The organism is Bradyrhizobium sp. USDA 4504 (assembly GCF_054063995.1).
This window is the reverse complement of the sequence record NZ_JBSSGV010000001.1, coordinates 8,439,982-8,463,412: the sequence shown is the minus strand read 5'-3', so window position 1 is coordinate 8,463,412 and position 23,431 is coordinate 8,439,982. Positions and strand designations below refer to the sequence as shown.

Here is a 23,431-nt window from a genome sequence, read left to right as displayed (position 1 = left end):
TCTCTGTCCCTCGGGCGCGATCTCTGCACTCGCCCCTGTTAAGGAGCCATGAGCGCAACCTGACGCTGTTTGCCGCACGGTAAACAAGGCCTTCCGGAAACGGAACAAGTTGGCCGTAAGCGGTCGGCGGCCTATCCACACCGTCATTGCGAGGAGCGATAGCGACGAAGCAATCCATCGCTCGGCATACGCGGAAGAATGGATTGCTTCGCTGCGCTCGCAATGACGGCGGGGTCGGCCAAGTCCCCGGAACGACGAAAGCGGCGGGTGAGAAACCACCCGCCGCTTCGACTTGACTTCGGCTCACCCTGCCTTGGAGACCTCCATCAGCAGGCGCTCCGCCTTGGCGTCCTCGATGCGGTTGACGAACTTGCTGCTCTCGTAATTGTCGCGCACCGTCTTGGTGAGCGTGACGCAGGTCTGGATCAGCATCACGATGCCCATCGTGAGATAGCCCTTCATCCAGAGGTCGATCGGCAGGAAGAACACGCCGACGGCGACGAGGAAGGCGGAGGCTGCAAAGGACGCGTAGGTGAAGGTAACCCAGCTGCCGCTGTGGGGTTGGATGGTCTGGTTCATGGTCGTCTCCTTGATGATAGATGGTTTGAAATTGGCTTGGTTTCAGACTTGAAGTTCAGGCTTGAGGTTTCAGGCTTGGGATTTCAGGCTGCTGGCGGGCGCTTGGCTTTCAGCCGCGCCAGCACGTCGTTGGCGGTCGATTTCATGCGCGGGCCAAAGCCCTGCTCGGCGAGCTTCTCGGCGGTGGCTGATGGTCCCGAGGCGGCGTCGATCTCGACCAACGCCTCGTCGGCGGCCTGGATCTCCATCTGCCGCTCGCGCAGCCGCTTCAGCGTCGCCTCCGCTTCCGGCAGCGTCGACTCGTAGGGGCGCGCCGCCTCGATGCCGCTCCGGCGCAGCGAACGCACCGCTTCCGATGCGCGGGCCAGCCGGCGGCCGCGGTCGAGCTCGGCGATGCGCGCCTCGGCGGTGCCGACATGGCGCTTCAGCCGGGTGATCTCGGAAGCGAACAACGCGCGTGCGGTCATCGCGGCGTCGCGCTCGGCTTCGAGATTGGCGATCGCCTGCGCGGCTTCGCGGGCGAGGTCTTCCCGGCCGCCATTGAGTGCCGCCGACGCGCGCACCTCGAGATCGGCGATCCGGGCGTTGGTGGCGTCGAGCCGCCGGCCCTCCTGCTGGTCGCCGGCGATCGCCAGCGCCAGGGTCCGCTTCGAGCGGTCGACGGCGGCGGCGGCATCGCGCATCTGCTGGTCGAGGATGACCAGCGCGGTGCGGTCTTGAAGTTCCTCTTCGGCCACCGCAACGGTGCCGCGGAAAAGAGTGAAAACAGTTTTGAACATTTCATCGCTCCCTGTTATGAGCATCGCTCATGAATCTCTTGTACCATATAATGAGCATTGCTCAAAAATTATTTGAGCAACGCTCAAGACAATGGTTAACGAAGGATCGAAGATGTCCAAGGCATTGGAACGACGTGCAAAACTGCGGGAAGCGCTGATCGAGGCGGCGGAACGGGCGATTGCGGCAAAGGGTCTCGGTGGCCTGAAAACCCGCGAACTGGCCCAGGAAATCGGGGTCGCCAATGGCGGCGTCTACAATCTGGTCGAGGATGTCGACGAGCTGATCCTGCGCGTCGGCTCGCGCACGCTGGCGCGGCTCGATGCGTCGCTGTCGCTGGCCGAGATCGGCGGGGCTGCCGCGCCGCGCGAGCTGCTGGTGCGGATCGCGGTCGCCTATTGCGATTTCGCCGCCGACAATCTCGAACTGTGGCGCGCGCTGTTCGAGCATCGCATGCAGCCCGGCAAGCCGGTGCCGGAATGGGCAATCACCGAGCAGATGGAATTGTTCCGCCACATCTACAAGCCGCTCGCCGCGCTGTTTCCGCAGCGTTCGCCGGCGCAGCTCAGCGTCACTGCGCGCAGCCTGTTCTCCGCCGTGCATGGCATGGTCGCGCTCGGGCTGGAGCACAAGCTGATCGCGGTGCCGATCGGCGCGCTGCGCAGCGAGATCGCAACGTTGACGCGCGCAATGGTTGACGGGCTGACGGCGAAGAAGGAATAGGCCGCGTGGCCCCAAACCGCACGATGTCCCCGCCATCCGGTCAAGCAAAGTTGCCGCAGAGCACCGTGAATTGCAGCCGTTGCCCCAGGGGGACGCAGCGGTCGAGGTCAGAAAGGGGAGAAAGCCACTTGCGGAATCACCGAACCGTAGCTATCTACCGCTGATCGAATTTCGGCCGAACGACTTGGCCTCGCCGCTGATAGCGTGCCTGACTGACGACCCTCACCCCCTGAACTTCGAATTCGCCCGCTGCACTCGTGAGTGCGGCTCCAAACACGTATCTATAGGACGATTTTCCATGAGCATGGGAACTGTGAAGTGGTTCAACAGCCAGAAGGGTTTCGGCTTCATTCAGCCGGACCAGGGCGGCCAGGACGTTTTCGTTCATATCAGCGCAGTCGAACGCGCCGGCATGAGCACCCTCAACGAGGGACAGAAGGTCTCTTTTGAGATCGTTGCAGACCGCCGGACCGGCAAATCTGCTGCGGACAATCTGCGCGCGGTGTAAGCTGCGACAATTGGCCATGCTGCTTTGACCACGGATGAACTGGCAAAGCCTCTGGTTACGCGACCCCGCGACCGGTCACCCGGCCGCGGGGTTCTCTTTGTCAACACCGCGCGCAATGCCCGCCAGGACCAGGACTTGAACCGTCTGCCGGCGAAACGGCCCGCGCATCGAAGCAGCTGAGGTCGCGAGCGTGTCCACCAATATCGATCCAGCTCGGCAGCACGACGACATCATGTACCCGCAGGTCCTCCCGTTTCTGCTGGTCCACGCAGGGTGTCTGGCGGCGATCTGGACGGGCGTCTCATGGCAAGCGATTGCAATTTGCGTCGCCCTATACTGGCTGCGCATGTTTGCGATCACCGCCGGCTATCATCGGTACTTCTCGCATCGGGCCTACTCAACGAGCAGGGCGTTTCAATTCATCCTCGCATTCCTCGCCCAAAGCAGCGCTCAGAAAAGCGTCCTTTGGTGGGCCGCGAAACATCGACATCACCATCTTCATTCGGATACCGAGCAAGATGTGCATTCGCCGGGGCATAAGGGCTTCGTGCACAGTCATCTCGGGTGGATTTTTTATCGACAGCACGATGCAACTGATCTGACGAAAGTTGCGGATTTTGCCTCGTATCCGGAGTTGATGTGGCTTCACAGATTGGAGGTCTTGCCGGCGATCGTGGTCGCAGGTCTGTGCTTCCTCATCGCCGGATGGCCAGGGCTCGTGGTCGGTTTCTTCTGGAGCACCGTGCTGCTGTATCACGCCACGTTTTGCATCAACTCCCTCGCGCATGTTCACGGGCGCAAGCGGTACGTTACGGGCGATGACTCCCGCAACAATTGGCTGCTGGCTCTGTTTACGATGGGTGAGGGTTGGCACAACAATCATCACGCCTACCAAAGCAGTGCGCGGCAAGGCTTCCGGTGGTGGGAGATTGATGTGACCTATTATGTTTTGGTGACTTTGTCCTTGCTCGGTATTGTCTGGGATCTGAAGGCGCCGCCCACGCTGGTTCTCCGCAACGAGCAGCGCTTGGGATCGCGTGTGATAAGGCGAACGGCTGAACAACTCGCTGGTCGCTTCAATCCCGAGTACATCGCGCAGGCCATCAAATCGTCGGTCCACGACACCGGATTGTCGGTGCGGGAAGCGCTTGTTCTGTTACAACATCGCGCCGACTTGCATCTGCCCAGCATACCAACGCGCGACCGGTTGTTGGCTGAAGCCCAGGCCATGTTCGCGAAGACAAGTTCGTTGGACGACATTGTCGACCGTGCGCATGAACTCCTGGTGGAGTCGGTTTGCCTCCTGCTCGCGGTTCCACCTCGGATGGCCGGCGCAAGCCCGAAACCTCAGGTGAGCCAACCGTAACATTTTGCCTTGGCCTTTTCCCGACCTCACGGCTCCATCGCGTAGGCGCGCCCGGGCTCGAGCGCGTAGATCGTCAGGAAGCGCAGCGGCCGTTCCGGATCGCAATTGCGAAACAGCGTGTGCGGAACGTCAGGGCGATCCTGCAAGGTCTCGCCCGCCCGATACTGGCGCGGCGCCTCGTCGTCATACGCGGACTCGGCAACGCCTTCGACGATGAAGACCACGCCGCCAATGGGATGCCGATGCAGCGGGGCGACCCCGCCGGGCGGAAAGGTCACCTCGGCAACGACAAGCTCGCGATCATCGCCGGGCAAAGCGAGACGCTCAAGGGTCTTGCGGGTGACGCCGGCGAATCCGGCTTGTTGAGCTTTTGCCTGACCGTCGCTGCCCTCAGCCATTGGAACCCTTCCCTGTCACGCGCGCCTTTGCCCCATTCAGATCAAGGCTGCGGTGACTATGGGGGCGCTTCAACGACACAACAAGCGCCCAAGCATTTCAACACATGTCGCGCGGGCGAGGCGAAGCCCTTGCCACCCCTGCTCCCACGTTGCAGGATTCCTGCGAGAACCTTCAGCAGTGGGCCTTGCATGAAAACGAGTATCGTCACGACGCGGGCGTCGGGGATCGCCGCCCTGGCGCTCATCTTTGCATTAAATGTCACGCCGGCATCTTCGGCGCAGCCCGTGCCGGAATGCTCGATGTCGATGACATTGGCGGATTGGGGCGAGAATTCGAGCGGCGATATCGACGTCGCCTCGGGCCAAAGCTGCCAGATCCCGATCGGGATCCGCGGCACGGTGACGGACTCCGCGATCTCGCAGAAGCCGGCCTACGGCAAGCTGAAGAAGATCAACGCATCGACCTTCGAATACAGGGCGAAGGCCAAGTACAAGGGCAGCGACACCTTTGCCATCAAGGCAACGGGCCAGGGGCCGAAAGCATCCGGCACCTCGGTCATCACCGTGCACGCGACGATCAAGTAGTCCCTCGGTCGCGCGCCGCCTGCACGCGACGCGCGAGCATTACATCGGTATCAGGCCGGCCGCGCGCCGGTGCGGATGATCGACCCGACATGCTGGCCGCGCAGCGCCGCCGTGAGCCGCCGGGAACGAGGCCGTTCACGACCTGCACGCGTTCGATATGCCGCGCATTGGCCATCACCTCGAGCAGCGCGGGATCGAACGGCAGCGTGCCCTTCAGCTTGGCGAGGTCGGCGAGGCTGGCCTCGCGCAGCAGCTGCGCCTTCTTCCCCTCGGGACCATTCGGATCGTCGGTGTAGACGCCGTCGACATCCTCGACGATCGTCAGGCCGGCGGCACCGAGCGCATCGGCGATCAGGAACGCACCGGTGTCGGCGCGATGCAACGGGATGCGCGAGACCGGGAATTCATGATGGTGATAGGGCGGAAACGCGCTGCCCACCACGGCGCGGGCCGCGGAGAGATGGATCGCAAGCTGGCTCGCGATGGTCGGATGCTCGAGATAGGACACGCCCTCCGGCGCGAGCAGGCAGGCCAGGATGTGGCCGTTTTGGCCGGCTTCGCTTGCCGCGAGCGGCGCGAGCGAGCCGACCGGCAGGCCGAGATCGAGGCCGACGCTGTAGAGATGACGGGCGCGGATGCCGGCGCCGGTCAGGATCAGCAGGCGGTGCTCGGGCAGCAGCGAACGCAACTCGGCGACGATCGGCAGGATCGCCTCGTGGCCGCGATCCATGATGGAGCGGCCGCCGATCTTCACCACCTGCACCCAGGGCAGCAGCGGGATCGGGCGACCGCCGGCAACGGGACGGGTGAGATCGCTGTCGAGCAGGGTCTGGCGCGCGAGCGGCGAGGCGACGTGCTTGATGGTGTCGTCCATGGTCGTGTCCCTGCTCAGTTCGCGGTGATGATGGTGCCGACATGCTCGCCCGCAAGCGCACGGGTGAGGTTGCCGGGGACGAGGCCATTGACGACCTGCACCTGGCGGACATGGCGCGCGGTGGCGAGCAGATCGAGCACCGGGAATTCGAGGATCGAATCCTGCAACCCCTTGGCCTTCATCTCGGCGACCGAGATTTTCGGGATGAAGGTCGCGCCCTTCGAGGTCTTGGGGTTCGCGGTGTAGAGACCGTTTTCGTCCTTCACATAGATCATCGCCTTGCAGCCGAACTGTTCGGCGACCAGGAAGCATCCGGCGTCGGTGCGATAGGGCGGGATCATGCCCTCGGGTGCCGGCCGCATCCAGAGGCCGTAAGGCGGCATGCCGCTGAAGATCACGGCGTTCACCTCGGCGAGATAAAGCGGCACGGGCCGAAAGCCCGGCGCCGCTGACCGCGGAGATGCCGTGCCTGGCGAGCAGCTGGCCCAGCATCACCGCGTTCTGGTCGGCGACCGAGGCGCCGAGCTGCGACAGCACGCCGGCCGGCAGCCGCAGCCCGGCCGCGATCGAATAGAGGTGCCGGGCGCGGGTGCCCGCGCCGGTCCCGATCAGGATCTTGTGCGCCTTGCGGGCCGCGACGATCTCATCGACCAGTGGGTAGACGGCGGCGCGGCCGCGGTCGATGACGCTTTGCCCGCCGATCTTGATCACGGTGGCATCCGGCAGGATCCGGAAGTCCGATGCCGCCTCCGCCGTCGCCAGAAGCTGCGGATCGGTCAACGATCGCTGCATCAGCAGCGCTTCAAGCTCCGCCGTCGTATTCGCCATGAGAAACGTCCTTTCTCCAATGCGCCTGGCATTGCTTCCGTCGGCCCGCGATGTTCGATGTCTCCACCGGTGTCTCGCAAAGACCGGTGTTCGAATTGCACTGCTAACGGCAAGCCTGGCGCGTCTCAAGCCGCAACGGCGGGGATAGACCATCGCGAATGGCACCGGCGAGTGCGTGTCGCGACACCCGGTGCGAGGCCGCTCGGAACCGGATACCTATGACGTTTTGCCGCACGCGACCTGACCGATGGGTGTGACACCCATCATAGATGCTGCATTGAAATTCTGCGATCCTGAATTTGATATTAACGATTTCTTCGGAATGCGCTGATCTCAGCCGGACGATACTAATCTCAGCCTGGCCCGCCTCACGGGCCAAAATTGATTGCCTTGCACCTTGGAAATTAGCCGGTCTCGACCGGCGCACCCCACGAGGAAGCAAACCATGGCCAATTCCGCACCGGTCGTCACGATTGGTAACCACAGCCTGTTGTACAATCAGTGGCAAAAAATACAGCCATGGCTCACTTATGCCGACTCGGACGGCAATCCCGCGCAGAAATTTCAGTTCTGGGACGGCGGCACAGCTGCGAACAGCGCCTATTTCTGGACTTCCACCAACGACCATTGGGCCGCCAACACGACGATCGAAGTTTCGGCCTCTGACCTCTCCGACGTGTGGGTGCGTGCCGGCGCGGTCGGCGGCACAGAGACACTGTGGGTACGCGCTTTCGACGGGACCGATTGGGGTAACTGGACGTCTTTCACGCTCACGACGATTCCAAACACTGCGCCGGTCGTTACGGTCCCCGACGTGCAGCTGCACACCAATACATGGACGCAAGCCAAGAATTGGCTGACCTACTCCGATGCCAACGGGGATGCAGCCACCAAATATCAATTCTGGGACAGCGGCACCTCCGCAACAAGCGCCTATTTCTGGACTTCCACCAATGACCATTGGGCTGCCAACACGACGATCGAAGTGGCGGCCGCCGACCTGGCCGATGTCTGGATCAAGGGTGGCTCGACAACCGGTGCCGAGACGTTCTGGGTCAGAGCGTTCGACGGAACAGACTGGAGCAACTGGGACAGCTTCACGCTGACGTCGGCCAATACTCCGCCCGTCGTGACAGCCGGTGATCATTCCATACATATCGATCAATGGGTCACCGTCGACAACTGGTTGACCAAGACCGATGCCAATGGCGATGCGATCACGAAGTACCAGTTCTGGGATAGCGGCACCGCCGCCACCAGCGCCTATTTCTGGACACCCGACAATTCCCACTGGGCTGCCAACACGACGATAGACGTTTCGGCTGCGGACCTCGCCAATGTCTGGATCCATGGCGGCTCGACAACCGGTTCCGAGACGATGTGGGTAAGGGGATTCGACGGAACGGAGTGGAGCTCCTGGGACACATTCACCGTGACGTCGACGCCAAACACGGTCCCCGTCGCGACCATCAACGACCAGTCGCTACACGTCAATCAATGGGTCAAACCGCAAGGCTGGCTCACTGCCAGCGATGCCGAAGGTGACACGATCACCAAATACCAGTTCTGGGACGCCGGCGCGGGTGCGACCAGCGCCTATTTCTGGACACCCGACAATTCCCACTGGGCTGCCAATACGACGATCGACGTTTCAGCATCCGATCTGGCCAATGTGTGGATCAAGGGCGGCTCGACGACCGGTTCCGAGACGATGTGGGTAAGGGCATTCGACGGTACCGCCTGGAGCAATTGGGACAGCTTTAATCTGACGTCGACCAATACTGCTCCGACCGCGACGATCAACGATCAAACGCTGAACGCCGCGCAGTGGGCGCAGCTCGTCAACTGGACGACGGCATCCGACACTGACGGCGATGCAATCACCCAATACCAGTTCTGGGACGGTGGCGGGGCTGCGACCAGCGCCTATTTCTGGACGCCCGACAATTCACACTGGGCGTCCAGCACGGTCATCGACGTCTCGGCGTCCGACCTCGCCAATGTATGGGTGCGAGGTGGCACCGCGGCCGGTACCGATTCCATGTTTGTGCGCGCTTTCGACGGAACGAGCTGGAGTGCCTGGGACAGCTTCACCGTGACCAGCCTGGCAAACCACGCACCCGATGCCTCGATCAGCAATCAGACCTTGCATGTCAACGAGTGGAGCCAGGTCGGCAACCTGGTGTCCTATGCTGACGCTGACGCGAATCCCGCGGCCGCCTATCAGTTTTGGGATGGCGGCGGCAACGCCAACAGCGGCTATTTCTGGACCTCTGCGAATTCCCATTGGGCAGCCAGCACCGTGATCGACGTCAATGCCGCCGACCTCGATGATATCTGGATGCGTGGCGGCGCCACCACCGGCAGTGAGACGATGTATGTGCGCGCCTATGATGGTATTGACTGGAGTGCGTGGCACGCGTTCACGCTCTCGACCATCGTCTAGCTGTCCCGGCGTGACGTCGTGCGGACATGCGCCGGCGTGTCGCGCCGGCGAATATCGGGGGGTACGACCTAACTTGGCGTGAAGATCACCTTGCCCTTGAATGCCGCCGCCTGCGCGATCGCCTGTGAAAAATCCTCCAGGCGATAGGTGCCGACCACCGGCGCGCTGATCGCACCCGATGCGACCATCGGCACCAGATGGTCGTACATTCCGGCCAACGCTTCGTCCGTCGCAGTCTTGCCCCAATGACCGAGCCAGAAGCCGCGCACCGACACCTCGTTGAAGATCACGCTCAAGGCCGAGCCGGAGAACGGCTGTCCGCTCATCGCGCTGTAGATGACGAGCACTCCTTTTGGCGCGAGGCAGTTCATCAGGTTCAAGGCGGATGAGCCGCCGACCATGTCGAGCGCCAGCTGGATCGGCGCCCCACCCGTTTCCCTGGCGACGCGCTTGGCGAGATCCGGCCCGTCGAGCAGCACGATATCGCCGCCGACCGACTTGACCTCGTCCACGACGTCCTCGCGGCGGACGATGTTGACGGTCTTGAGCCCGAGCGACTTGGCGATGGCGATCACCGCGCGCGCCGTCGCCGAATTGGCGCCGTTCTGGATCACCCAGCCGCCGGGCGGCACTTTCACGAAATCGGTCAGCAAGAGATAGGCGGTGGCCGGATTGACCCCGATCATGGACAGTTGCTGGACATCGGCATTGTCAGGCAGCGCACGCTGCCATGATGCGGTGAATTTGACCCGCTCAGTCCAGGTCGGGACCGTGAAGGGAATCAGCGTGCGGTCGCCCTCCTTCAGATTCCTCACCTGCGATCCGGCGGCAACAACCCGCCCGACGCCCTCGATCCCGAGCGTGGCCGGCGGTGACGGCAGATAGCCGTAGCGCCCGGCGATGATCATGAAATCCGAATTGTTGATCGGCGCAGCCTCAACCGCGACCACGATCTCGTCGGGGCCGGGGCTGCCGACGTCCAGCACCTCGTTGAGCTTGACCACGTCCGCTGCACGTCCGAACGCAACGACCTGAACCGCTTTCATGGCGTCATCTCCCGATTTCGTTATGTACTTCTAAGTACAGAATATGGATTGCGTCAATAGCCGGACCTGCCTTCACAGCAAGTTGAAGGCTTCACATCCGACGCGGGAGTACATAAAAGATGGGATATGGCAAGGCCGCGCAGCTTCGATCCGGACGATGTCCTGGAAATCGCCCGCCAGATGTTCTGGCAGAAGGGCTTTCAGGCGACTTCGCTCGACGACATCACGGCGGCGAGCGGCGTCGCGAAACCCAGCCTCTATGCGGCGTTCGGCGACAAGAACGCGTTGTTCCTGAAGGTGCTGGACCGCTATCACGACGGCATCCTCGGCTGGGCCGAGCGCGTGCTGGCGCAGCCGGGGCCCACGCGGGACGTCATCAGGCAGTGGCTTACCGGCTTCATTCCCTATTGCTCGGGCGAGAAGGGACAGCGCGGCTGCCTGTCGATCAATTCCGCGACCGACGGCTCGCTCGACCAGGTCGAGCTCCGCAAGAGCATCGAGCGCTACAACCGGCGGCTCGAAGAGCTGCTGCGCGCGCGGCTGCGCACCGATCGCGTCCAGTTCAGGAAGGGCTTTGACCCCGACGTCACCGCCCACACCATCATGGTGGTGCATGCCGGACTGCTGGCGCTCGCGCACCAGAGGCCGGATTCGAAGCAGGTGAAGGCCGTGATCGACCAGGTGATGAGCCTGCTCGCCTGAGTTTGTCGGCACCCGGCCTTCCGGCAGCCCCCGCGCGCTCTCACGATTGTGATTATATGACGATTATCATCTGATTGATGTCCTGATCTCGATGACCATCTCCGGGCTGGCTGTCATGGGCTTTCCGGATTTTGGGGATCAGATGAACAAACGGTTTTGGCGTGCGGCAATCGTTCTAGTCACCGCCCTGCTGGCGAAGCCGGCGATCGGGCCGGTGCAGGCCCATGATCACGGGCATCCCGAATTGAACGCCTGGTATGAGAGCCTGCGCACCGTCAAGGGCCCCTGCTGCGACGGCAGCGACGCGAAGCGTGTCGATGACGCCGATTGGGACACCAAGGACGGCCACTATCGCGTCCGGCTCGAAGGCGAGTGGGTCGACGTTCCCGATGAGGCCGTCGTCGCCGGACCGAACCGTGCCGGCCGCACCATGGTCTGGCCGTATTATCTGGACGGGCACCCGAGGCCACGCTGCTTCATGCCGGGCAGCATGGGCTGAGTGCCCGCGAAAGCGCTATGCGCCCGGTTCGGTCACAGCGCGAGCTGGATCCGGTCCTCGCCATCGCCCTCCGGCTTCGCCGGCACGGCGCAGCAGATCAGCACCTCGTCATCGCCCACCTTTGCGGTGGGCTGCTTCACATAGGTCACGGCGCCTGCCAGCAACCGCGTTCGGCAGGTTCCGCAATTGCCCTCCCGGCAGCTGAAGGCGGGGCTAAGGCCGCGCGCTTCCGCCAGTTCGAGCAGCGTCCCCGCCTCCGGCGTCCAGCGCGCCTCCTTCAACGAAGTGGTAAAGGCGACCGGGACCGGCGTTGTCGCCGGCGGTCGCCGCGGCGGCGCTGCGGTGACGAGGTCGGGCTTCCGAACCAGCGATGAAGGACCGAATGCTTCGGCGTGAATCCTGCCGTCGGCAATGTTGTAGCCGCGCAGGGCGTCATAGAGCGATTGGGTGAACCGCGGCGGTCCGCACAGATAGAAGTCATAGTCGTTGAACGGCAGGACGCGCGACAACAGCGCCATGTCGATCCGTCCGGCCGCGTCGTAGTCTGTGCCCTGCTCGGCGCCGTCGACATCGCCGAGGACGCGGACGATCCGCACCGCGCCGCCGGCGGCATCCACCAGCTGCTGCAATTCATTGCCGAACGCGCGGTCCTGTTTCGCATGCGCGGCCTGGATCAGGGTCGTCGGCCGGATGCCGCGGGTGCGCAACCCTTCATAGACCACGTGGCGCAGCATCGCGAGCAGCGGCGTGATGCCGACACCGCCGGCGAGCAGCACCGCGGGCCGCTTCTCGCGCGCATCGATCGCGAAGGCGCCAGCCGGAGCGCGCGCTTCGATGATGTCGCCGACATGGATGGTGTCGTGGAGATGCTGCGATACGACACCGTCGCGCTTCACGCTGATCCGGTACATGCCGTCCGACGGCGCGACCGACAGCGTGTAGGTGCGGATGACCGGCTTGTCGATACCGGGCAACGAGAGACGAATCGGCAAATGCTGTCCCGCCCGGTGCGGAAGCAACCCCGCGCCGTCGTCCGGCTGCAAATGAAACGAGCGGATCGATCGGCTCTCGTCGACGATCCCAGTGACCTTGAACGGCCGCCACTGCGTCGCGCGCTCGGCGGCGCGGATTCGGTCGGCGGTCTGCACCCAGTCGCCGGTCATCAGCGAATTCGGCGACCAGCCTTCGGCCCGGAACGCCCAGCGCAGCGGCAGCGCGCCGCGCCGGCGCACCACGCGGCGGGCACGGAAGCTCCACAGCCGCTCGGCACCCTGAAACGCCGCGATCTCCGGCGAGTCCAGCATCACCTCAGCGTCACCGCTCAGCTGCAGCAGGTCGCCGGTTTCGAAATCGACAAACACCAGCCCGGCCTTGCCGTTGACGAGGATGTTGCCGAGCGTGTTGAAGAACAGATTGCCGGCGAAATCGGGAATCGTCAGCGTGCCGTCGTCGGCGACGCGGACGAAGCCCGCCCGGCCGCCGCGATGCGAGACGTCGACCTGGCGACGGTCCTCACGCTCGGCATAGGACGCCACGAAGAACGTGTCGGACGCCTTGATCATGTCGCGCGCGGCCTGATCGAGCGTCGTGCTCGCCTCGATCTCTCCCGCGAACGGTTCATCCGGCGCGCGCACGAAGGCGAAATCGCGCAGCTGGATGTACTGCGGGCAATTGCCAAAGCTCTGATCGAGCTCGAAGCTGAGCGCCTTGCCTGATGCCGCGCGCAGCAGCCCGTTCGCACGGTTGCGGCGCCGCGTGTGCAGTTCGATTCCGAGCAGTCCGATCGCATCGCCCGCGCGCATGCCTTCGCTGACGGGATCGCTGGCGTCAGGCCGCGCATCGATCTCGAGGCTGCGCGGCGTCGGCGAGGAGATGAAGCCCGGCCGGCCGGCCAGCAGCGAGGCCCAGGCGTCGCCGCTTCGGTCCACGCTGCCGACGACGATGAAGGGAATCTGCGCGAAGAAATCGCGATGCTGGTCGGGCATGAAGTCGCGCACCGCACGCTGGCCGACGGCCTCCATCTTCTCGGCGACACCAACCTGCTGCTGGATCGCCTTTTCGCCGGCATGCCAGGTCGCGAGCTTGCTCTTGGTTCGTCTGTCGCTCATCGTATCGCCCTCCCCTTCGGGGGTTGGACGGGCGCGCCCGACGGCACGCCCGGTCAGCAGGTCACGCGGCCGCCAGACCGACTGGGGTCTTGGCGAAGGCCACGAAGCCCGGCAGCGCCTCGATCCGGCGCAGCCACGCGTTGACGCGCGCATAGGCGGAGAGATCGACATTGCCTTCGGGCGCGCTGGACAGATAGCTGTAGAGCGCAACGTCTGCGATCGTCGGCGCCGCGCCGACCAGCCAGTCGCGCCCGGCGAGATGGGCTTCGAGCCGCTTCAGCAGAACATGCGCCCGCGCGATCACGTCGTCCGGATTGTGCTTCGCGCCGAACACGGTGATGAGCCGCGCCGCAGCGGGCCCAAACGCAAGATCGCCGGCAGCAACCGACAGCCAGCGCTGGACCGCGGCAGCGCCCCTTGCATCCTGCGGCAGCCAATCGGTGCGGCCGAGCTTGGTCGCGAGATAGACCAGGATCGCGTTGGAGTCCGGGATGATTACGCCGTCATCGTCGAGCACCGGCACCTGGCCGAACGGGTTGATCGAGAGATATTCCGGCCGCTTCTGCGCGGCGGACTTGAGGTCGACGTCGACCAGTTCGTGCGGAATTTCCAGCAGGGACAAAAACAGGCGCGCGCGGTGCGCGTGGCCGGAGAGAGCGAAGTGATACAGCTTCATGTGCCGTTCCTGATGTGGTGGACGGGTTCATTCCCGATCGCCAGCTCAAGGTGGCCCATTGCAGCGGTTATTATAATTGCCGTCGACGGTACTTCATTATTGCATAAATCGCAATAACACCTACTTGCGTCATGGCCGGGACTGTTCCTGCCACGACGAGGCCCTCGGCGGCGCACACGGTCGCGCGAACTGCGCCAACCTAAATCTCGACGATCACGTAGTTGTCCTCGATGTGCACCGGGAACGTCTCGGCAACATACGGCCCCTTCTGCAACTCGGCGCCGCTCTCGACCGCGACCGGATAGGAGCGGATCCTGAACCGCTTGGGATCGAACCAGGACTGCCCGTTGCGCATGTCGAATTCCCAGCCGTGCCACGGACAGCGCAGCATCTCGCCGACCCGGTCGCGCTGATAGATGCCGGGCTCCGGCGAGGTCAGGCGCGCGACGCAGGCCGCCTTCTCCAGCGGCGCGCCTTCATGCGGGCAGCGATTGAGCAGCGCGAAGAACTCGCCATTGACATGGAACACGACGATGTCGCGGCCCTCGATGCCGAACACCTTGTTGCCGCCGGCCGGAATCTCACTGGTGCGCGCGACGATGTGACGGGTCATCTGTGTCCTAGAATTTGTAAACCGCGCGGGCGTTGGCATTGAAGATCTTGCGACGCTCGGCGTCCGTCAGCGGCGTCTTGAAGGCGTAGCGCGCGTCGTCATAGTCCCAATGCGGATAGTCCGACGAGAACAACAGCCGGTCGATGCCGACCCATTCGATCAGCTGCCGCAGGTGCCTGGCTACATCCGGTTCGTCGATCGGCTGGGTCGTGAACCAGAAATGCTCCTTCACATATTCGCTCGGCCGGCGCTTCAGATGCGGCACCTCGCTGCGGAAGCGTTCGAAGTGCTGATCCATCCGCCACATCGTCGCGGGAATCCAGCCGAAGCCACCTTCGATGAACACGATCTTCAGTTTCGGGAAGCGCTCGGGAACACCTTCCAGCACCAGGCTGGTGAGGTTCGAGGCCACCGTGTGCGCGTTCGACTGATGCTCCTCGCAATAATAGGACGGCCAGCCGCCGCCGGTCGGAGCATGCCCGCCATAGCCGCCGACATGGATGCCGAGCGGCAGATCGAGCTCTTGCGCGCGTTCATAGATCGGCCAGTAGCGGCGGCGGCCGAGCGGCTCGTTGGCACGCGGCGAGACGTTGATCTGGATGTATTCGCCTGATTTGGCGCAGCGCTCGATCTCGGCGAGGCCGAGGTCGGAGCCATCCTGCCCGACCAGGATCGAGGCCTTCAGGCGCGGATCGCGATGCGCCCAGAACGCCAGTTGCCAGTCGTTGATGGCGCGCTGGATCGCGGCGCCGAATTCCAGATTCTGCTGCGAGAAGATGAAGAGATCGAGCACCTGCAGGATCCCGAACTCGACGTCGAAGGGATCGAGATGCTGCTTGCGCATGAAATCGAGGTCGGAGCCGGGCACGCCGCCGGTCGGCGGCCAGGCATCGCGCCGCGCGATCAGCGGCGAGGAGCGCGGATACGGCGTGGTGCCGATATAGGGCGTGCGCAGATGACTGCCATATTCCTTCAGATGCTGCTGCCAGCGTTTCGGCAGGAACTCGTTGAGGTCGCTGTGCGCGTGAAGGCTCGGATGGATGTCGCAGTCGATGATCTTCAGCCGCGTCGCCGCGGTCTTCTCCTGGTCGAGCATCGGGCGGTCGATGACGTCACTCATGCGATCCTCCTTCTTGTTTGCGCATGTTCTTGTCGGAAAACCGGTTCCCACTTTTCCGGATCATGCGCGCGAATTACGAATTCAGCTTCAAACGCGGGAACGTTTCAATCGGGTTGTCTTCGCACATCCGCTGGACGAGGCTTTTCGGCAGATGCGGCGGGATCGGATCGTCACCGTCGAACTGCCAGTGCGGATAGTCTGATGCGAACAGGAACATCTTGTCGGAGCCGATCTGATCGATGATGTCGGCAACGCTTGTAGCATCCAGCGGCGCGTCGAACGGCTGCATGGTGACGCGGAAATGGTCGCGGATGATCGCGGCGGGCTCGCGCTCCACCCACGGCACCTCGACGCGCACGCCGCGCCAGGTCTTGTTGGCGCGCCACATGAACGCCGGCAGCCAGCTGACGCCCGACTCCATCAGCACGACGGTCAATCCGGGATACTTCCCGAACACGCCCTCATAGATCAGGCTCAACGCCTGCGCCTGGAACGCCTGCGCCTCGGCGAGATAATATTCGTAGCGGTAGGACGGCCAGCCGATCGAGCTCGGCGCGCCCCGGTAGGCACTGCCGGCGTGGATCGCGATCGGCAGCTTGTATTTCTCCGCGGCCTGATAGATCGGCCAGTAATGCCGCCGCCCGAGCAGCGTCTCGCCCTGCGAGGGCACCAGCACCGAAACGAAGCGATTGTCGCCGGCCCTGCGCTCGATCTCCTCGACCGCAAGGTCCGGCGCCTGGATCGGCACCACGATCGAGGCGCGCAGCCGCGTGTCCTTGGCAAGCCATTCGGCCGCGATCCAGTCGTTGATCGCCCTGCAGAAGTCCGCGGCCATGTAGGAATCGAACACCGCCTGCGCGCCATAGACGACATTGCAGATCGCGTGGCTGGCGCCGAGCTGGTCGAATGCGCCGCGCTGCACCATGGCAAGATCGCTGCCGGGCTTGCTGCCGTCCGCCGGCCGCCAGTCGGCGCGGCCGGATAGCGGCATCGACGGCGGATAGGAATTGAGGTCGAGCCCGTCGATGGCACGGCTGACGACCTGTTCCTTCCAGTGATCACTCAGATAGGGCAGCAGCGTGGTGCGCGTTCCCCCCACCGCGGGATGGATGTCGCAGTCGATGCGCGTGGCCGCCATGGCGTTCCCCGGATTGATCTTCTTGTCGTCGTTGTTGGCGGCATCGCTGCCACGGATCGGACTGTGACGCCGATGGCGCGATCGTGCAAGCGGGTCCACGCGGGGCCGCCCTGCCCTGTGCGCATCCGCGCCTCACGCGAAGTTGCGGGATCGCGTGTGAATGGCGTCACCCCTTGAAGTCACGCGACATGCTAGCGATTCCGCGCCGCGGAAAGCGCGGGCACCGGGAGACGGGAATGAGACTGGGCCGACTGACGATCCTCGCATGTTCAATGTCGCTGGCCTCGTCGGCCGCCTGGGCCGCGCCTGCGACCACCTCCGGCTCGGTCGCGCTGGCGCTCGCCGGCGTGGTGGCGCCCTACTTGCCGCTGCCGGCCAAGGAGAAGAAGGCGGTCGCCGCATTCTTCAACGGCGACAGCAATGTCTCCTATGCCAGCAAGATCATCGTCACCGCCGACAAGGTGGTCTGCCGCGCCAGCAATGTCGACATCACCTCGCGTTCCTGCGCGCTGACCTTCGGCGGCAACACCCACACCGTGAAGGGCAGCGAAGCCAACGCGATCTTCGCCACCGAAGCGCTCGCCGGCGTGCCGCCCGACGGCGCCGCCGGCACGATCTACGAGACGCTGTCGAAACTGTCCTGCACGCTCGATCCGAAAGTGATCAACGACAAGGCCGGCGGCGGCGCCGACTGCAGCTTCGAGCCGGGAAATTAGCCCCACTCAATCTCCCTGCACGGCGACGCCCAGCCTCGCCGCGACACGGCGCGCAGTCTCTTCCCGCTGCTCCGTGATCGCGCGCACGGCCTGGCGCGACTGCTGCAGGATTTCGGGTGGCGCGGTCTCCGGCGTGCCGCTGTCGAACGGCGGCTCCGGCGCATACACCATATAGAGCTGGATCGCGCGCGCGGCATCGTCGCCGCGCAGTTCAGCCGCGAGCCGCAATGCGCCATCGATGCCTGCCGTGACTCCGGCGGCAAAGACGAAGCTTCCGTCCACCACCACGCGCTGGTTCACGGGCGTAGCGCCGAACAACGGCAGCAGATGAAACGACGCCCAATGCGTCGTCGCCCTGCGTCCCTTCAGCAGGCCGGCCGCTCCGCAGATCAGCGCGCCCGTGCAAACCGAGAAGATACGGCATGCCCCCGCCGCCTGCCGGTTGATCCAGCCGAGCACCTCCGTGTCCTCCATCAGGGCTTGCTGACCAAAGCCGCCCGGCACATGCAGCACGTCGAGCGGCGGCGCATCGGCCAGCGTCGCATCCGGTGTCAGCCGCAATCCCTTGATGTCGCGGACGGGATCGGCGGTCTTGCCGTAGATGCGGTAGGTCGAATTCGGAATCCGCGACAGCACCTCGAACGGCCCGGTCAAATCGATTTGATCGACGCCTTCGAACAGCAGCGAACCGATCCGGAGATGAACATCGTGAGCAATCATCGAACTTCCCTCGAACTTTCCTTGCGCTATGGACAAAGCGAATCTAGCGCGGCAGGTTTCGGCGATGACGCCAACCAGCCCACGTTTTTCGCCAAACCGCCGCCGCTCGATCGAAGTGCTGGCATATCCGGCTGTGCAATTGCTCGACGTCACCGGGCCATTGCAGGTGTTCGCGTCCGCCAATGCGCTGGCGGCCAAGGCTGGCAACGCCGAGCCATATGAAGTCCGCGTCGTTGCAAAGGATGGCCCGAACGTTGAGTCATCCGCCGGCGTCGGGCTCGCGGTGCATCCGCTGCCCGCCATCGACACCGCGGTCGACACGCTGGTGATTCCGGGCGGCGACGGCGTCAACGCCGCGACGGCCGATCCCGTCCTGGTGGACTGGGTACGCGAGCGCGCCGGGCAGGCGCGCCGCACCGCATCGGTCTGCACCGGCGCGTTCCTGCTCGCCGCATCGGGCGTGCTCGATGGCCGGCGTGCCGCGACCCATTGGGGATTTTGCGCAGAGCTCGCCGAGCGTTTTCCCGATGTCCGCGTCGAGCCCGATCCGATCTTCGTGCGCGACGGTTCGTTCTGGACGTCGGCCGGCGTCACCTCCGGCATCGATCTGGCGCTGGCGCTGCTGGAGGAGGATCTCGGCCGCACGGCGGCGCTTGCCGTCGCCCGCTATCTCGTGGTGTTCTTCAAGCGGCCGGGCGGACAGGCGCAATTCAGCGAAATCCTGTCGCTGCAAGCCACCGACGACAGGTTCAGCGCGCTGCACGACTGGATCAGCAACCATCTGGCCGGCGACCTCTCGCTGTCGACGCTGGCGAAACAGGCCGGCATGAGCGAGCGCAGCTTCAGCCGCCATTACGCCGAAGCGACCGGCTTGACGCCGGCACGCGCAATCGAGCGGCTCCGGGTCGAGGGCGCGCGGCATCTGCTCTCGGAAACGCGCCTGCCGATCAAGCGCATCTCACAGCGCTGCGGCTTCGGGTCGGAGGAAACGATGCGGCGCAGCTTCCTGCGCCTGCTGTCGACCACGCCGCAGGACTATCGCGCCAGGTTTGCGCTCTGACGTGCACGGCCGGCCGCGCGGTCGACGTGCAATGATTGACGCTAGGCGAGACCGTCTCAGCCGTTCCAGGCATATTCCTGCAACGCCGCCTCCAGCGGCGGATTGGTGACGCTGCCGGTGTAGTTGGTGATGGTCGACGCCGCCACGATGGTGATCACCTCAAGCACGAGATCCTTGTAGAACCCGGCTGCCAGGAATCGTTCGATCTCCTCGTCGTCGAGCCGCCCACGCTTTTCGATCAGCGACCGCGCCAGCGTCGAGAGCGCGCCGAGCGTCTTGTCGGCAGGCGAGCGGCCGGCACGCATCGCGTCGACATCGGCCGGATCGAGCCCAGCCTGCAAGCCGAGCGCGGAATGCAGCGCGACCGCCCAGGCGCAGCCATTGGTCACCGCGTCGGTGAGCAGCACGGTCTGGATCTGCTGCTCGGTGAAGCTGCCGCCGTGAACCTTGTCGAAGATGCCGATGAAGCTCTGGATCAGCACGGGCGAGGTCGCCATCGCCGCCGCAAGGTTCGGGATCATGCCAAACCGCGCCTCGACCTCGCGCAAAGTAGGCCTCGAGGCTTCGGGGGCAGACTCGAGCGTATGGACAGGAAAACGCGCCATTGGAAATGCCTTTCGCGGTGTTGATTGAACCCGAAGCCTCCGGTCGCAACCAGGCTGTTGCGATCCGTGCGCCGGCAATCGAGTTTGATGGAGCTGTCTAACCGCGCCCGGATATGCGCGTTCGCCAAACTCCCCACATTCCGCGCCACCAGCGGCAGCGGCGACGTTCAGCCTCGTCGCGCAGACTCCACTAGCCGCCGGCACGGTCCTTCACCCGTCGCGTCACGATCCCGAGCAGACGGCCGAGCGTGCCGGCGGCGGGGCCCTTCTTGCGCGCCAGCGCGAGCGGCGCGACGAGGCCGGTGGCGCGGTCGAGGCGGAGATAGGACACGCCGGCGGTCTCGAGCCGCGCCATCGATTCCGGCACGATCGAAATGCCGAGCCCCGCCGCGACCAGGCTGAGCGTCGACACCATCCGCGTCGCCTCCTGCGCCACTTTCGGGCTGAAGCCCGCGGCACGACAGGCCGCAATGATGCTGTCATAGAGGCCGGGCCCGGTCGGACGGCGGTAGAGGATCAGCGGCTCGTCGGCGAGCGAGGCCAGCGAAATCCGCCGCCGCGTATCCTTGCGGGCGCGCGGATGATGGTCGGGTAACGCGACCACCATCTCCTCGTCGAGCAGATGCGTGATCGTGAGGTTCTCCAGCCGCTCGCCTGGCGCACGCACGAATGCGGCATCGAGCCGATCGGCCTCGACGGCCGCGATCAGCTCGCCGGTCGAGGCCTCCTCGAGCGACAGCGTGATCGCCGGCGCGCGCTCGCGCATTTCGCGCATCACGCCGGTGACGAAAGGATGGAAGGCGGCCGAAGAGGTGAAGCCGATCGCAAGCTGGCCCTCCTGGCCGCGGCTCGCGCGGCGCGCGGCTTCAACCGCGAGGTCGGCGTCGCGCAGGATCGCGCGCGCCTTGCCGACGAAGGCACGGCCGGCCGCGGTCAGCTCGACCCCGCGCGGCTGCCGGCGAAACAGCGGGGCGCCGATCGCGACTTCCAGGGCGCGGATCTGCTGGCTCAGCGGCGGCTGCTGAATGCCGAGCCGCGCGGCGGCGCGAGTGATATGGCCTTCCTCGGCGACCGCGACGGCATAGCGGAGATGGCGCAGTTCGATCATCAGGGCAATCCATATGCAATAGATATGCAAATTCGCATATCCATATATTGGATATTTGGCACGCGGCCAACTAGAGTCGGCTCAACAACAAATCGAACCGGAGCCGCCCCGCCGATGGACGCCATCCCCGCAGCGCAAACCACTAAGCATCACGCACCTGACGTCGGCGAGTTGTTCACGGGCTTCTTCATCCTCGGACTGACCGGCTTCGGCGGCGTGCTGCCGCTGGCGCGCCACATGATGGTGGAGAAGCGCGGCTGGCTCACCGGCGCGGAGTTCACCGACCTGCTCGGGCTGTGCCAGTTCCTGCCCGGCGGCAACATCATCAACATGTCGGTCGCGGTCGGGCTGAAGTTTCGCGGCATTCCCGGCGCATTCGCAGCGATCCTCGGCCTGATCGCGGTGCCGACCGCGGTCGTGATCGGCCTTGGTGTGATCTATGGCCGCTTCGCCGACGACCCGGTCGTCCGTCATCTATTCGGTGGCCTCGCCGCCGCAGCAGCCGGGTTGCTGATTTCCACCGCGATCAAGATCGCCTGGCCGCTGCGGCGCGATGTGCTCGGCCTCTTCATCGGCGCGCTGTGCGTGCTGGCGATCGCCGTGTTCCGCTTGCCGCTGCTGCCGACCCTGCTGACGCTCGCGCCGCTCAGCATTGTTCTCCGGTCGAGGCAGGCGTCATGAGCGCAACCCTCGTCACGCTCGCGCTGATCTTCGCCGAGCTGTCGTTGCTCGCCTTCGGCGGCGGCAACACCATCCTGCCGGAGATGCAGCGTCAGGTGGTCGACGTCCATCACTGGATGACGGCGCAGGAATTCGGCGCGCTGTTCGCGCTGGCGCAGGCAGCACCCGGGCCGAACATGATGGTGGTGCCGCTGGTCGGCTGGCATGTCGCGGGCTTCTCCGGCGTGCTGGTGACATCGCTCGCCAAGTTCGGGCCGTCGTCGCTGGTGACAGGCTTCGCGCTGCGGCTCTGGGAACGCTTCAAGGACCGGCCCTGGCGCCGCACCGTGCAGGCGGGGCTGGTTCCGGTCACCGCCGGGCTCGTCACGGCCAGCGCCATCGTCATCACCCACGCATCGGCCTCGAGCTGGGGCACCATCCTGATCGCGACTGGCGTCGCGATCGCCACCACCACGACGCGCATCCATCCGCTTGTCGCGCTCGCCGCCGGCGCGGTGCTCGGCCTGTCCGGCATCGGACAGCCCTGACGCTCTGCTTGCGGCGATGGCGTCTCGTTCCACGCGGCGATGTGCGCGCTTTCGCCGCAATGGATGCGACGTCGCCAGCGGCTATGTTGATAATGCCATGATCGACACGCTCCGCATCGACACCCGTATTGCGCGCCGCGAATTGCGCGCCGGACGTCTGCACGCAGGCAATTAGCCGGCCGGCGATCGCGCGCCGTCCGGATTCCTCTACGTCACCAAATCATTTCAGTCCGTCGCGTCGCGAGATGTCCGCGCGCCGGCGCTCGTGCGCCTCCGATCAACCGCAAAGATCAACCCACATGACCCGAACCATTCAGAACAGCTTTACCGCCCCGGCATTGCCGCCGATCGTGATCACCGCGAGCGAGGCGCATCGCCTCAGCGCGCTGGCCGATTCCAGCATGGCGGTGTTTCCCCGCGTCGCCCAGTTCCTCGCACGCGAGACGGACCGCGCCCAGCTGGTCGCCGACGATGCCGATCGCTTGCATGACGTGGTCCGCATGGGCTCGCTTGTGCGCTACCGCGACGACGAGACCGGCGACGTCAGGGAGGTCGTGCTCGTCTATCCGCACGAAGCCGACATCGCGCTGCGGCGCATCTCGGTGCTGACGCCGGTCGGTGCCGCGCTGATCGGATTGTCGGTCGGCCAGACGATCGATTTTCAGACGCCGAGCCAGCAGACGCGTTCGGTGACGATCCTTGCCGTGACACATGAGGGCTAGCGGCTTTACGCCGCCTGATGACACTGTCCCATCTCGATCCCGTGCCGGCGCCCGCGCGCGATGCCCTCGGCGATCGCCTTCACGACGATCTCGGCGTCTTCGGGGGAGAGGTGATCGAGCGGCTGCCAGGCACGCATGATGTCGCGTGCGCGATCGAGGTCGCCGTAGATTGCAAGGAGAGGAAGCGATTTGCTCGGCATGTCCGTTGCTCCCAACCGCAGCTGAGCGAGTCTACCTCATCTGGACAGGTCGAGCCATGCGTCCGGCAACCGCGATTGCGTGCATTGCAGATCGCCGATGCATGGC

25 protein-coding genes and 2 pseudogenes are annotated in these 23,431 nt (G+C 64.6%); 12 read left to right on the top strand and 15 right to left on the bottom strand.

The annotated features are described in order from the left end of the window. Positions 1-303 precede the first annotated feature (303 nt). Positions 304-579 (bottom strand): YiaA/YiaB family inner membrane protein, encoded by a 276-nt coding sequence (locus ACVMB1_RS39765; protein ID WP_038384293.1) that lies wholly within the window; start codon positions 577-579, stop codon positions 304-306. An 83-nt stretch (positions 580-662) separates the two neighbouring features. Beyond that, positions 663-1,358: a PspA/IM30 family protein gene (locus ACVMB1_RS39760; protein WP_456849731.1), complete on the bottom strand. Its 696-nt coding sequence runs from the start codon at positions 1,356-1,358 to the stop codon at positions 663-665. A 112-nt stretch (positions 1,359-1,470) separates the two neighbouring features. On the opposite strand from ACVMB1_RS39760, the gene ACVMB1_RS39755 reads away from it, so the two are divergent. The 3 genes from ACVMB1_RS39755 to ACVMB1_RS39745 all read left to right on the top strand — a co-directional run bounded on the left by ACVMB1_RS39755 (position 1,471) and on the right by ACVMB1_RS39745 (position 3,953). Further along, a complete protein-coding gene (locus ACVMB1_RS39755) occupies positions 1,471-2,079 on the top strand; it encodes a TetR/AcrR family transcriptional regulator (protein ID WP_076827761.1) in 609 nt (202 codons plus the stop codon). Positions 2,080-2,377: 298 nt separating this feature from the next. Continuing rightward, positions 2,378-2,587 (top strand): cold-shock protein, encoded by a 210-nt coding sequence (locus ACVMB1_RS39750; RefSeq protein ID WP_028341292.1) that lies wholly within the window; start codon positions 2,378-2,380, stop codon positions 2,585-2,587. Between the two features lie 190 nt (positions 2,588-2,777). After that, complete coding sequence (locus ACVMB1_RS39745) at positions 2,778-3,953, top strand: acyl-CoA desaturase (protein ID WP_371852130.1); 1,176 nt, start codon at positions 2,778-2,780, stop codon at positions 3,951-3,953. Between the two features lie 26 nt (positions 3,954-3,979). Here ACVMB1_RS39745 and ACVMB1_RS39740 read toward each other — a convergent pair whose 3' ends face one another. After that, entirely contained in the window at positions 3,980-4,351 is a 372-nt protein-coding gene (locus tag ACVMB1_RS39740; protein ID WP_076827631.1) for a cupin domain-containing protein, read from the bottom strand. A 189-nt stretch (positions 4,352-4,540) separates the two neighbouring features. On the opposite strand from ACVMB1_RS39740, the gene ACVMB1_RS39735 reads away from it, so the two are divergent. Next, positions 4,541-4,936: a hypothetical protein gene (locus ACVMB1_RS39735; RefSeq protein ID WP_244558806.1), complete on the top strand. Its 396-nt coding sequence runs from the start codon at positions 4,541-4,543 to the stop codon at positions 4,934-4,936. A gap of 50 nt (positions 4,937-4,986) precedes the next feature. Here ACVMB1_RS39735 and ACVMB1_RS39730 read toward each other — a convergent pair. Together ACVMB1_RS39730 and ACVMB1_RS39725 are read right to left on the bottom strand one after the other, a co-directional pair. Then, positions 4,987-5,810 (bottom strand): annotated as a pseudogene (locus ACVMB1_RS39730) (amino acid kinase family protein). A 14-nt stretch (positions 5,811-5,824) separates the two neighbouring features. Then, a pseudogene (locus tag ACVMB1_RS39725) lies at positions 5,825-6,638 on the bottom strand (amino acid kinase family protein). A gap of 445 nt (positions 6,639-7,083) precedes the next feature. On the opposite strand from ACVMB1_RS39725, the gene ACVMB1_RS39720 reads away from it, so the two are divergent. Continuing rightward, positions 7,084-9,084, top strand: a complete 2,001-nt coding sequence (locus tag ACVMB1_RS39720; protein WP_245311534.1) for a hypothetical protein — start codon at positions 7,084-7,086, stop codon at positions 9,082-9,084. Positions 9,085-9,152: 68 nt separating this feature from the next. Here ACVMB1_RS39720 and ACVMB1_RS39715 read toward each other — a convergent pair whose 3' ends face one another. Continuing rightward, a complete protein-coding gene (locus tag ACVMB1_RS39715; protein WP_076827633.1) occupies positions 9,153-10,130 on the bottom strand; it encodes a zinc-dependent alcohol dehydrogenase family protein in 978 nt (325 codons plus the stop codon). 126 nt (positions 10,131-10,256) lie between these two features. Between ACVMB1_RS39715 and ACVMB1_RS39710 the strand changes: the two genes are divergently transcribed. Both ACVMB1_RS39710 and ACVMB1_RS39705 read left to right on the top strand, forming a co-directional pair. Continuing rightward, entirely contained in the window at positions 10,257-10,832 is a 576-nt protein-coding gene (locus tag ACVMB1_RS39710; protein ID WP_076827635.1) for a TetR/AcrR family transcriptional regulator, read from the top strand. Positions 10,833-10,974: 142 nt separating this feature from the next. Then, a complete protein-coding gene (locus ACVMB1_RS39705; RefSeq protein WP_057017927.1) occupies positions 10,975-11,331 on the top strand; it encodes a hypothetical protein in 357 nt (118 codons plus the stop codon). Between the two features lie 32 nt (positions 11,332-11,363). On the opposite strand, the gene ACVMB1_RS39700 is transcribed toward ACVMB1_RS39705, so the two are convergent. The 5 genes from ACVMB1_RS39700 to ACVMB1_RS39680 form a co-directional block, all read right to left on the bottom strand. Continuing rightward, the gene (locus ACVMB1_RS39700; RefSeq protein WP_076827636.1) at positions 11,364-13,439 is read right to left on the bottom strand and encodes an FAD-binding oxidoreductase; all 2,076 of its coding nucleotides are present in this window, start codon (positions 13,437-13,439) and stop codon (positions 11,364-11,366) included. Between the two features lie 61 nt (positions 13,440-13,500). Next, a complete protein-coding gene (locus ACVMB1_RS39695; RefSeq protein ID WP_076827638.1) occupies positions 13,501-14,115 on the bottom strand; it encodes a glutathione S-transferase family protein in 615 nt (204 codons plus the stop codon). A 199-nt stretch (positions 14,116-14,314) separates the two neighbouring features. Further along, on the bottom strand, positions 14,315-14,728 hold the full coding sequence (locus ACVMB1_RS39690) for a Rieske (2Fe-2S) protein (RefSeq protein ID WP_141339593.1): 414 nt from the start codon (positions 14,726-14,728) through the stop codon (positions 14,315-14,317). A 7-nt stretch (positions 14,729-14,735) separates the two neighbouring features. Beyond that, a complete protein-coding gene (locus ACVMB1_RS39685; RefSeq protein WP_076827642.1) occupies positions 14,736-15,848 on the bottom strand; it encodes an amidohydrolase family protein in 1,113 nt (370 codons plus the stop codon). A 73-nt stretch (positions 15,849-15,921) separates the two neighbouring features. Continuing rightward, entirely contained in the window at positions 15,922-16,986 is a 1,065-nt protein-coding gene (locus ACVMB1_RS39680) for an amidohydrolase family protein (protein WP_076827767.1), read from the bottom strand. Positions 16,987-17,222: 236 nt separating this feature from the next. Between ACVMB1_RS39680 and ACVMB1_RS39675 the strand changes: the two genes are divergently transcribed. After that, positions 17,223-17,702 (top strand): hypothetical protein, encoded by a 480-nt coding sequence (locus tag ACVMB1_RS39675; RefSeq protein WP_076827643.1) that lies wholly within the window; start codon positions 17,223-17,225, stop codon positions 17,700-17,702. Between the two features lie 6 nt (positions 17,703-17,708). Here the strand turns inward: ACVMB1_RS39675 and ACVMB1_RS39670 are convergent, their stop codons facing one another. Beyond that, a complete protein-coding gene (locus ACVMB1_RS39670; protein WP_057017904.1) occupies positions 17,709-18,422 on the bottom strand; it encodes a DJ-1/PfpI family protein in 714 nt (237 codons plus the stop codon). Positions 18,423-18,486: 64 nt separating this feature from the next. On the opposite strand from ACVMB1_RS39670, the gene ACVMB1_RS39665 reads away from it, so the two are divergent. Beyond that, positions 18,487-19,482, top strand: coding sequence for a GlxA family transcriptional regulator (locus ACVMB1_RS39665; RefSeq protein WP_076827769.1), 996 nt, complete (start codon positions 18,487-18,489; stop codon positions 19,480-19,482). A 56-nt stretch (positions 19,483-19,538) separates the two neighbouring features. Here the strand turns inward: ACVMB1_RS39665 and ACVMB1_RS39660 are convergent, their stop codons facing one another. Beyond that, a complete protein-coding gene (locus tag ACVMB1_RS39660) occupies positions 19,539-20,087 on the bottom strand; it encodes a carboxymuconolactone decarboxylase family protein (protein WP_076827645.1) in 549 nt (182 codons plus the stop codon). Between the two features lie 190 nt (positions 20,088-20,277). Continuing rightward, positions 20,278-21,195, bottom strand: a complete 918-nt coding sequence (locus ACVMB1_RS39655) for a LysR family transcriptional regulator (RefSeq protein ID WP_076827647.1) — start codon at positions 21,193-21,195, stop codon at positions 20,278-20,280. Between the two features lie 114 nt (positions 21,196-21,309). Between ACVMB1_RS39655 and ACVMB1_RS39650 the strand changes: the two genes are divergently transcribed. The 3 genes from ACVMB1_RS39650 (at position 21,310) to rnk (ending at position 23,125) form a co-directional block, all read left to right on the top strand. Continuing rightward, on the top strand, positions 21,310-21,876 hold the full coding sequence (locus ACVMB1_RS39650; RefSeq protein WP_076827649.1) for a chromate transporter: 567 nt from the start codon (positions 21,310-21,312) through the stop codon (positions 21,874-21,876). After that, the gene (locus ACVMB1_RS39645) at positions 21,873-22,403 is read left to right on the top strand and encodes a chromate transporter (protein WP_076827650.1); all 531 of its coding nucleotides are present in this window, start codon (positions 21,873-21,875) and stop codon (positions 22,401-22,403) included. Before ACVMB1_RS39650 ends, ACVMB1_RS39645 begins: the two co-directional genes overlap by 4 nt. Before the next feature lie 299 nt (positions 22,404-22,702). Then, positions 22,703-23,125 (top strand): nucleoside diphosphate kinase regulator, encoded by a 423-nt coding sequence (rnk, locus tag ACVMB1_RS39640; RefSeq protein ID WP_076827652.1) that lies wholly within the window; start codon positions 22,703-22,705, stop codon positions 23,123-23,125. Between the two features lie 5 nt (positions 23,126-23,130). Here the strand turns inward: rnk and ACVMB1_RS39635 are convergent, their stop codons facing one another. Next, on the bottom strand, positions 23,131-23,325 hold the full coding sequence (locus tag ACVMB1_RS39635; RefSeq protein ID WP_076827654.1) for a hypothetical protein: 195 nt from the start codon (positions 23,323-23,325) through the stop codon (positions 23,131-23,133). Positions 23,326-23,431 lie beyond the last annotated feature (106 nt).

What these genes read in the sequence shown, in the direction of transcription:
- ACVMB1_RS39635 (WP_076827654.1), bottom strand. Translation starts at nt 23,325, where the DNA reads ATGCCGAGCAAATCGCTTCCTCTCCTTGCAATCTACGGCGACCTCGAT.
- rnk (WP_076827652.1), top strand. Translation starts at nt 22,703, where the DNA reads ATGACCCGAACCATTCAGAACAGCTTTACCGCCCCGGCATTGCCGCCG.
- ACVMB1_RS39675 (WP_076827643.1), top strand. Translation starts at nt 17,223, where the DNA reads ATGAGACTGGGCCGACTGACGATCCTCGCATGTTCAATGTCGCTGGCC.
- ACVMB1_RS39655 (WP_076827647.1), bottom strand. Translation starts at nt 21,195, where the DNA reads ATGATCGAACTGCGCCATCTCCGCTATGCCGTCGCGGTCGCCGAGGAA.
- ACVMB1_RS39755 (WP_076827761.1), top strand. Translation starts at nt 1,471, where the DNA reads ATGTCCAAGGCATTGGAACGACGTGCAAAACTGCGGGAAGCGCTGATC.
- ACVMB1_RS39760 (WP_456849731.1), bottom strand. Translation starts at nt 1,358, where the DNA reads ATGTTCAAAACTGTTTTCACTCTTTTCCGCGGCACCGTTGCGGTGGCC.
- ACVMB1_RS39740 (WP_076827631.1), bottom strand. Translation starts at nt 4,351, where the DNA reads ATGGCTGAGGGCAGCGACGGTCAGGCAAAAGCTCAACAAGCCGGATTC.
- ACVMB1_RS39700 (WP_076827636.1), bottom strand. Translation starts at nt 13,439, where the DNA reads ATGAGCGACAGACGAACCAAGAGCAAGCTCGCGACCTGGCATGCCGGC.
- ACVMB1_RS39705 (WP_057017927.1), top strand. Translation starts at nt 10,975, where the DNA reads ATGAACAAACGGTTTTGGCGTGCGGCAATCGTTCTAGTCACCGCCCTG.
- ACVMB1_RS39670 (WP_057017904.1), bottom strand. Translation starts at nt 18,422, where the DNA reads ATGATTGCTCACGATGTTCATCTCCGGATCGGTTCGCTGCTGTTCGAA.
- ACVMB1_RS39695 (WP_076827638.1), bottom strand. Translation starts at nt 14,115, where the DNA reads ATGAAGCTGTATCACTTCGCTCTCTCCGGCCACGCGCACCGCGCGCGC.
- ACVMB1_RS39750 (WP_028341292.1), top strand. Translation starts at nt 2,378, where the DNA reads ATGAGCATGGGAACTGTGAAGTGGTTCAACAGCCAGAAGGGTTTCGGC.
- ACVMB1_RS39710 (WP_076827635.1), top strand. Translation starts at nt 10,257, where the DNA reads ATGGCAAGGCCGCGCAGCTTCGATCCGGACGATGTCCTGGAAATCGCC.
- ACVMB1_RS39690 (WP_141339593.1), bottom strand. Translation starts at nt 14,728, where the DNA reads ATGACCCGTCACATCGTCGCGCGCACCAGTGAGATTCCGGCCGGCGGC.
- ACVMB1_RS39735 (WP_244558806.1), top strand. Translation starts at nt 4,541, where the DNA reads ATGAAAACGAGTATCGTCACGACGCGGGCGTCGGGGATCGCCGCCCTG.
- ACVMB1_RS39650 (WP_076827649.1), top strand. Translation starts at nt 21,310, where the DNA reads ATGGACGCCATCCCCGCAGCGCAAACCACTAAGCATCACGCACCTGAC.
- ACVMB1_RS39665 (WP_076827769.1), top strand. Translation starts at nt 18,487, where the DNA reads ATGACGCCAACCAGCCCACGTTTTTCGCCAAACCGCCGCCGCTCGATC.
- ACVMB1_RS39660 (WP_076827645.1), bottom strand. Translation starts at nt 20,087, where the DNA reads ATGGCGCGTTTTCCTGTCCATACGCTCGAGTCTGCCCCCGAAGCCTCG.
- ACVMB1_RS39645 (WP_076827650.1), top strand. Translation starts at nt 21,873, where the DNA reads ATGAGCGCAACCCTCGTCACGCTCGCGCTGATCTTCGCCGAGCTGTCG.
- ACVMB1_RS39720 (WP_245311534.1), top strand. Translation starts at nt 7,084, where the DNA reads ATGGCCAATTCCGCACCGGTCGTCACGATTGGTAACCACAGCCTGTTG.
- ACVMB1_RS39765 (WP_038384293.1), bottom strand. Translation starts at nt 579, where the DNA reads ATGAACCAGACCATCCAACCCCACAGCGGCAGCTGGGTTACCTTCACC.
- ACVMB1_RS39715 (WP_076827633.1), bottom strand. Translation starts at nt 10,130, where the DNA reads ATGAAAGCGGTTCAGGTCGTTGCGTTCGGACGTGCAGCGGACGTGGTC.
- ACVMB1_RS39685 (WP_076827642.1), bottom strand. Translation starts at nt 15,848, where the DNA reads ATGAGTGACGTCATCGACCGCCCGATGCTCGACCAGGAGAAGACCGCG.
- ACVMB1_RS39680 (WP_076827767.1), bottom strand. Translation starts at nt 16,986, where the DNA reads ATGGCGGCCACGCGCATCGACTGCGACATCCATCCCGCGGTGGGGGGA.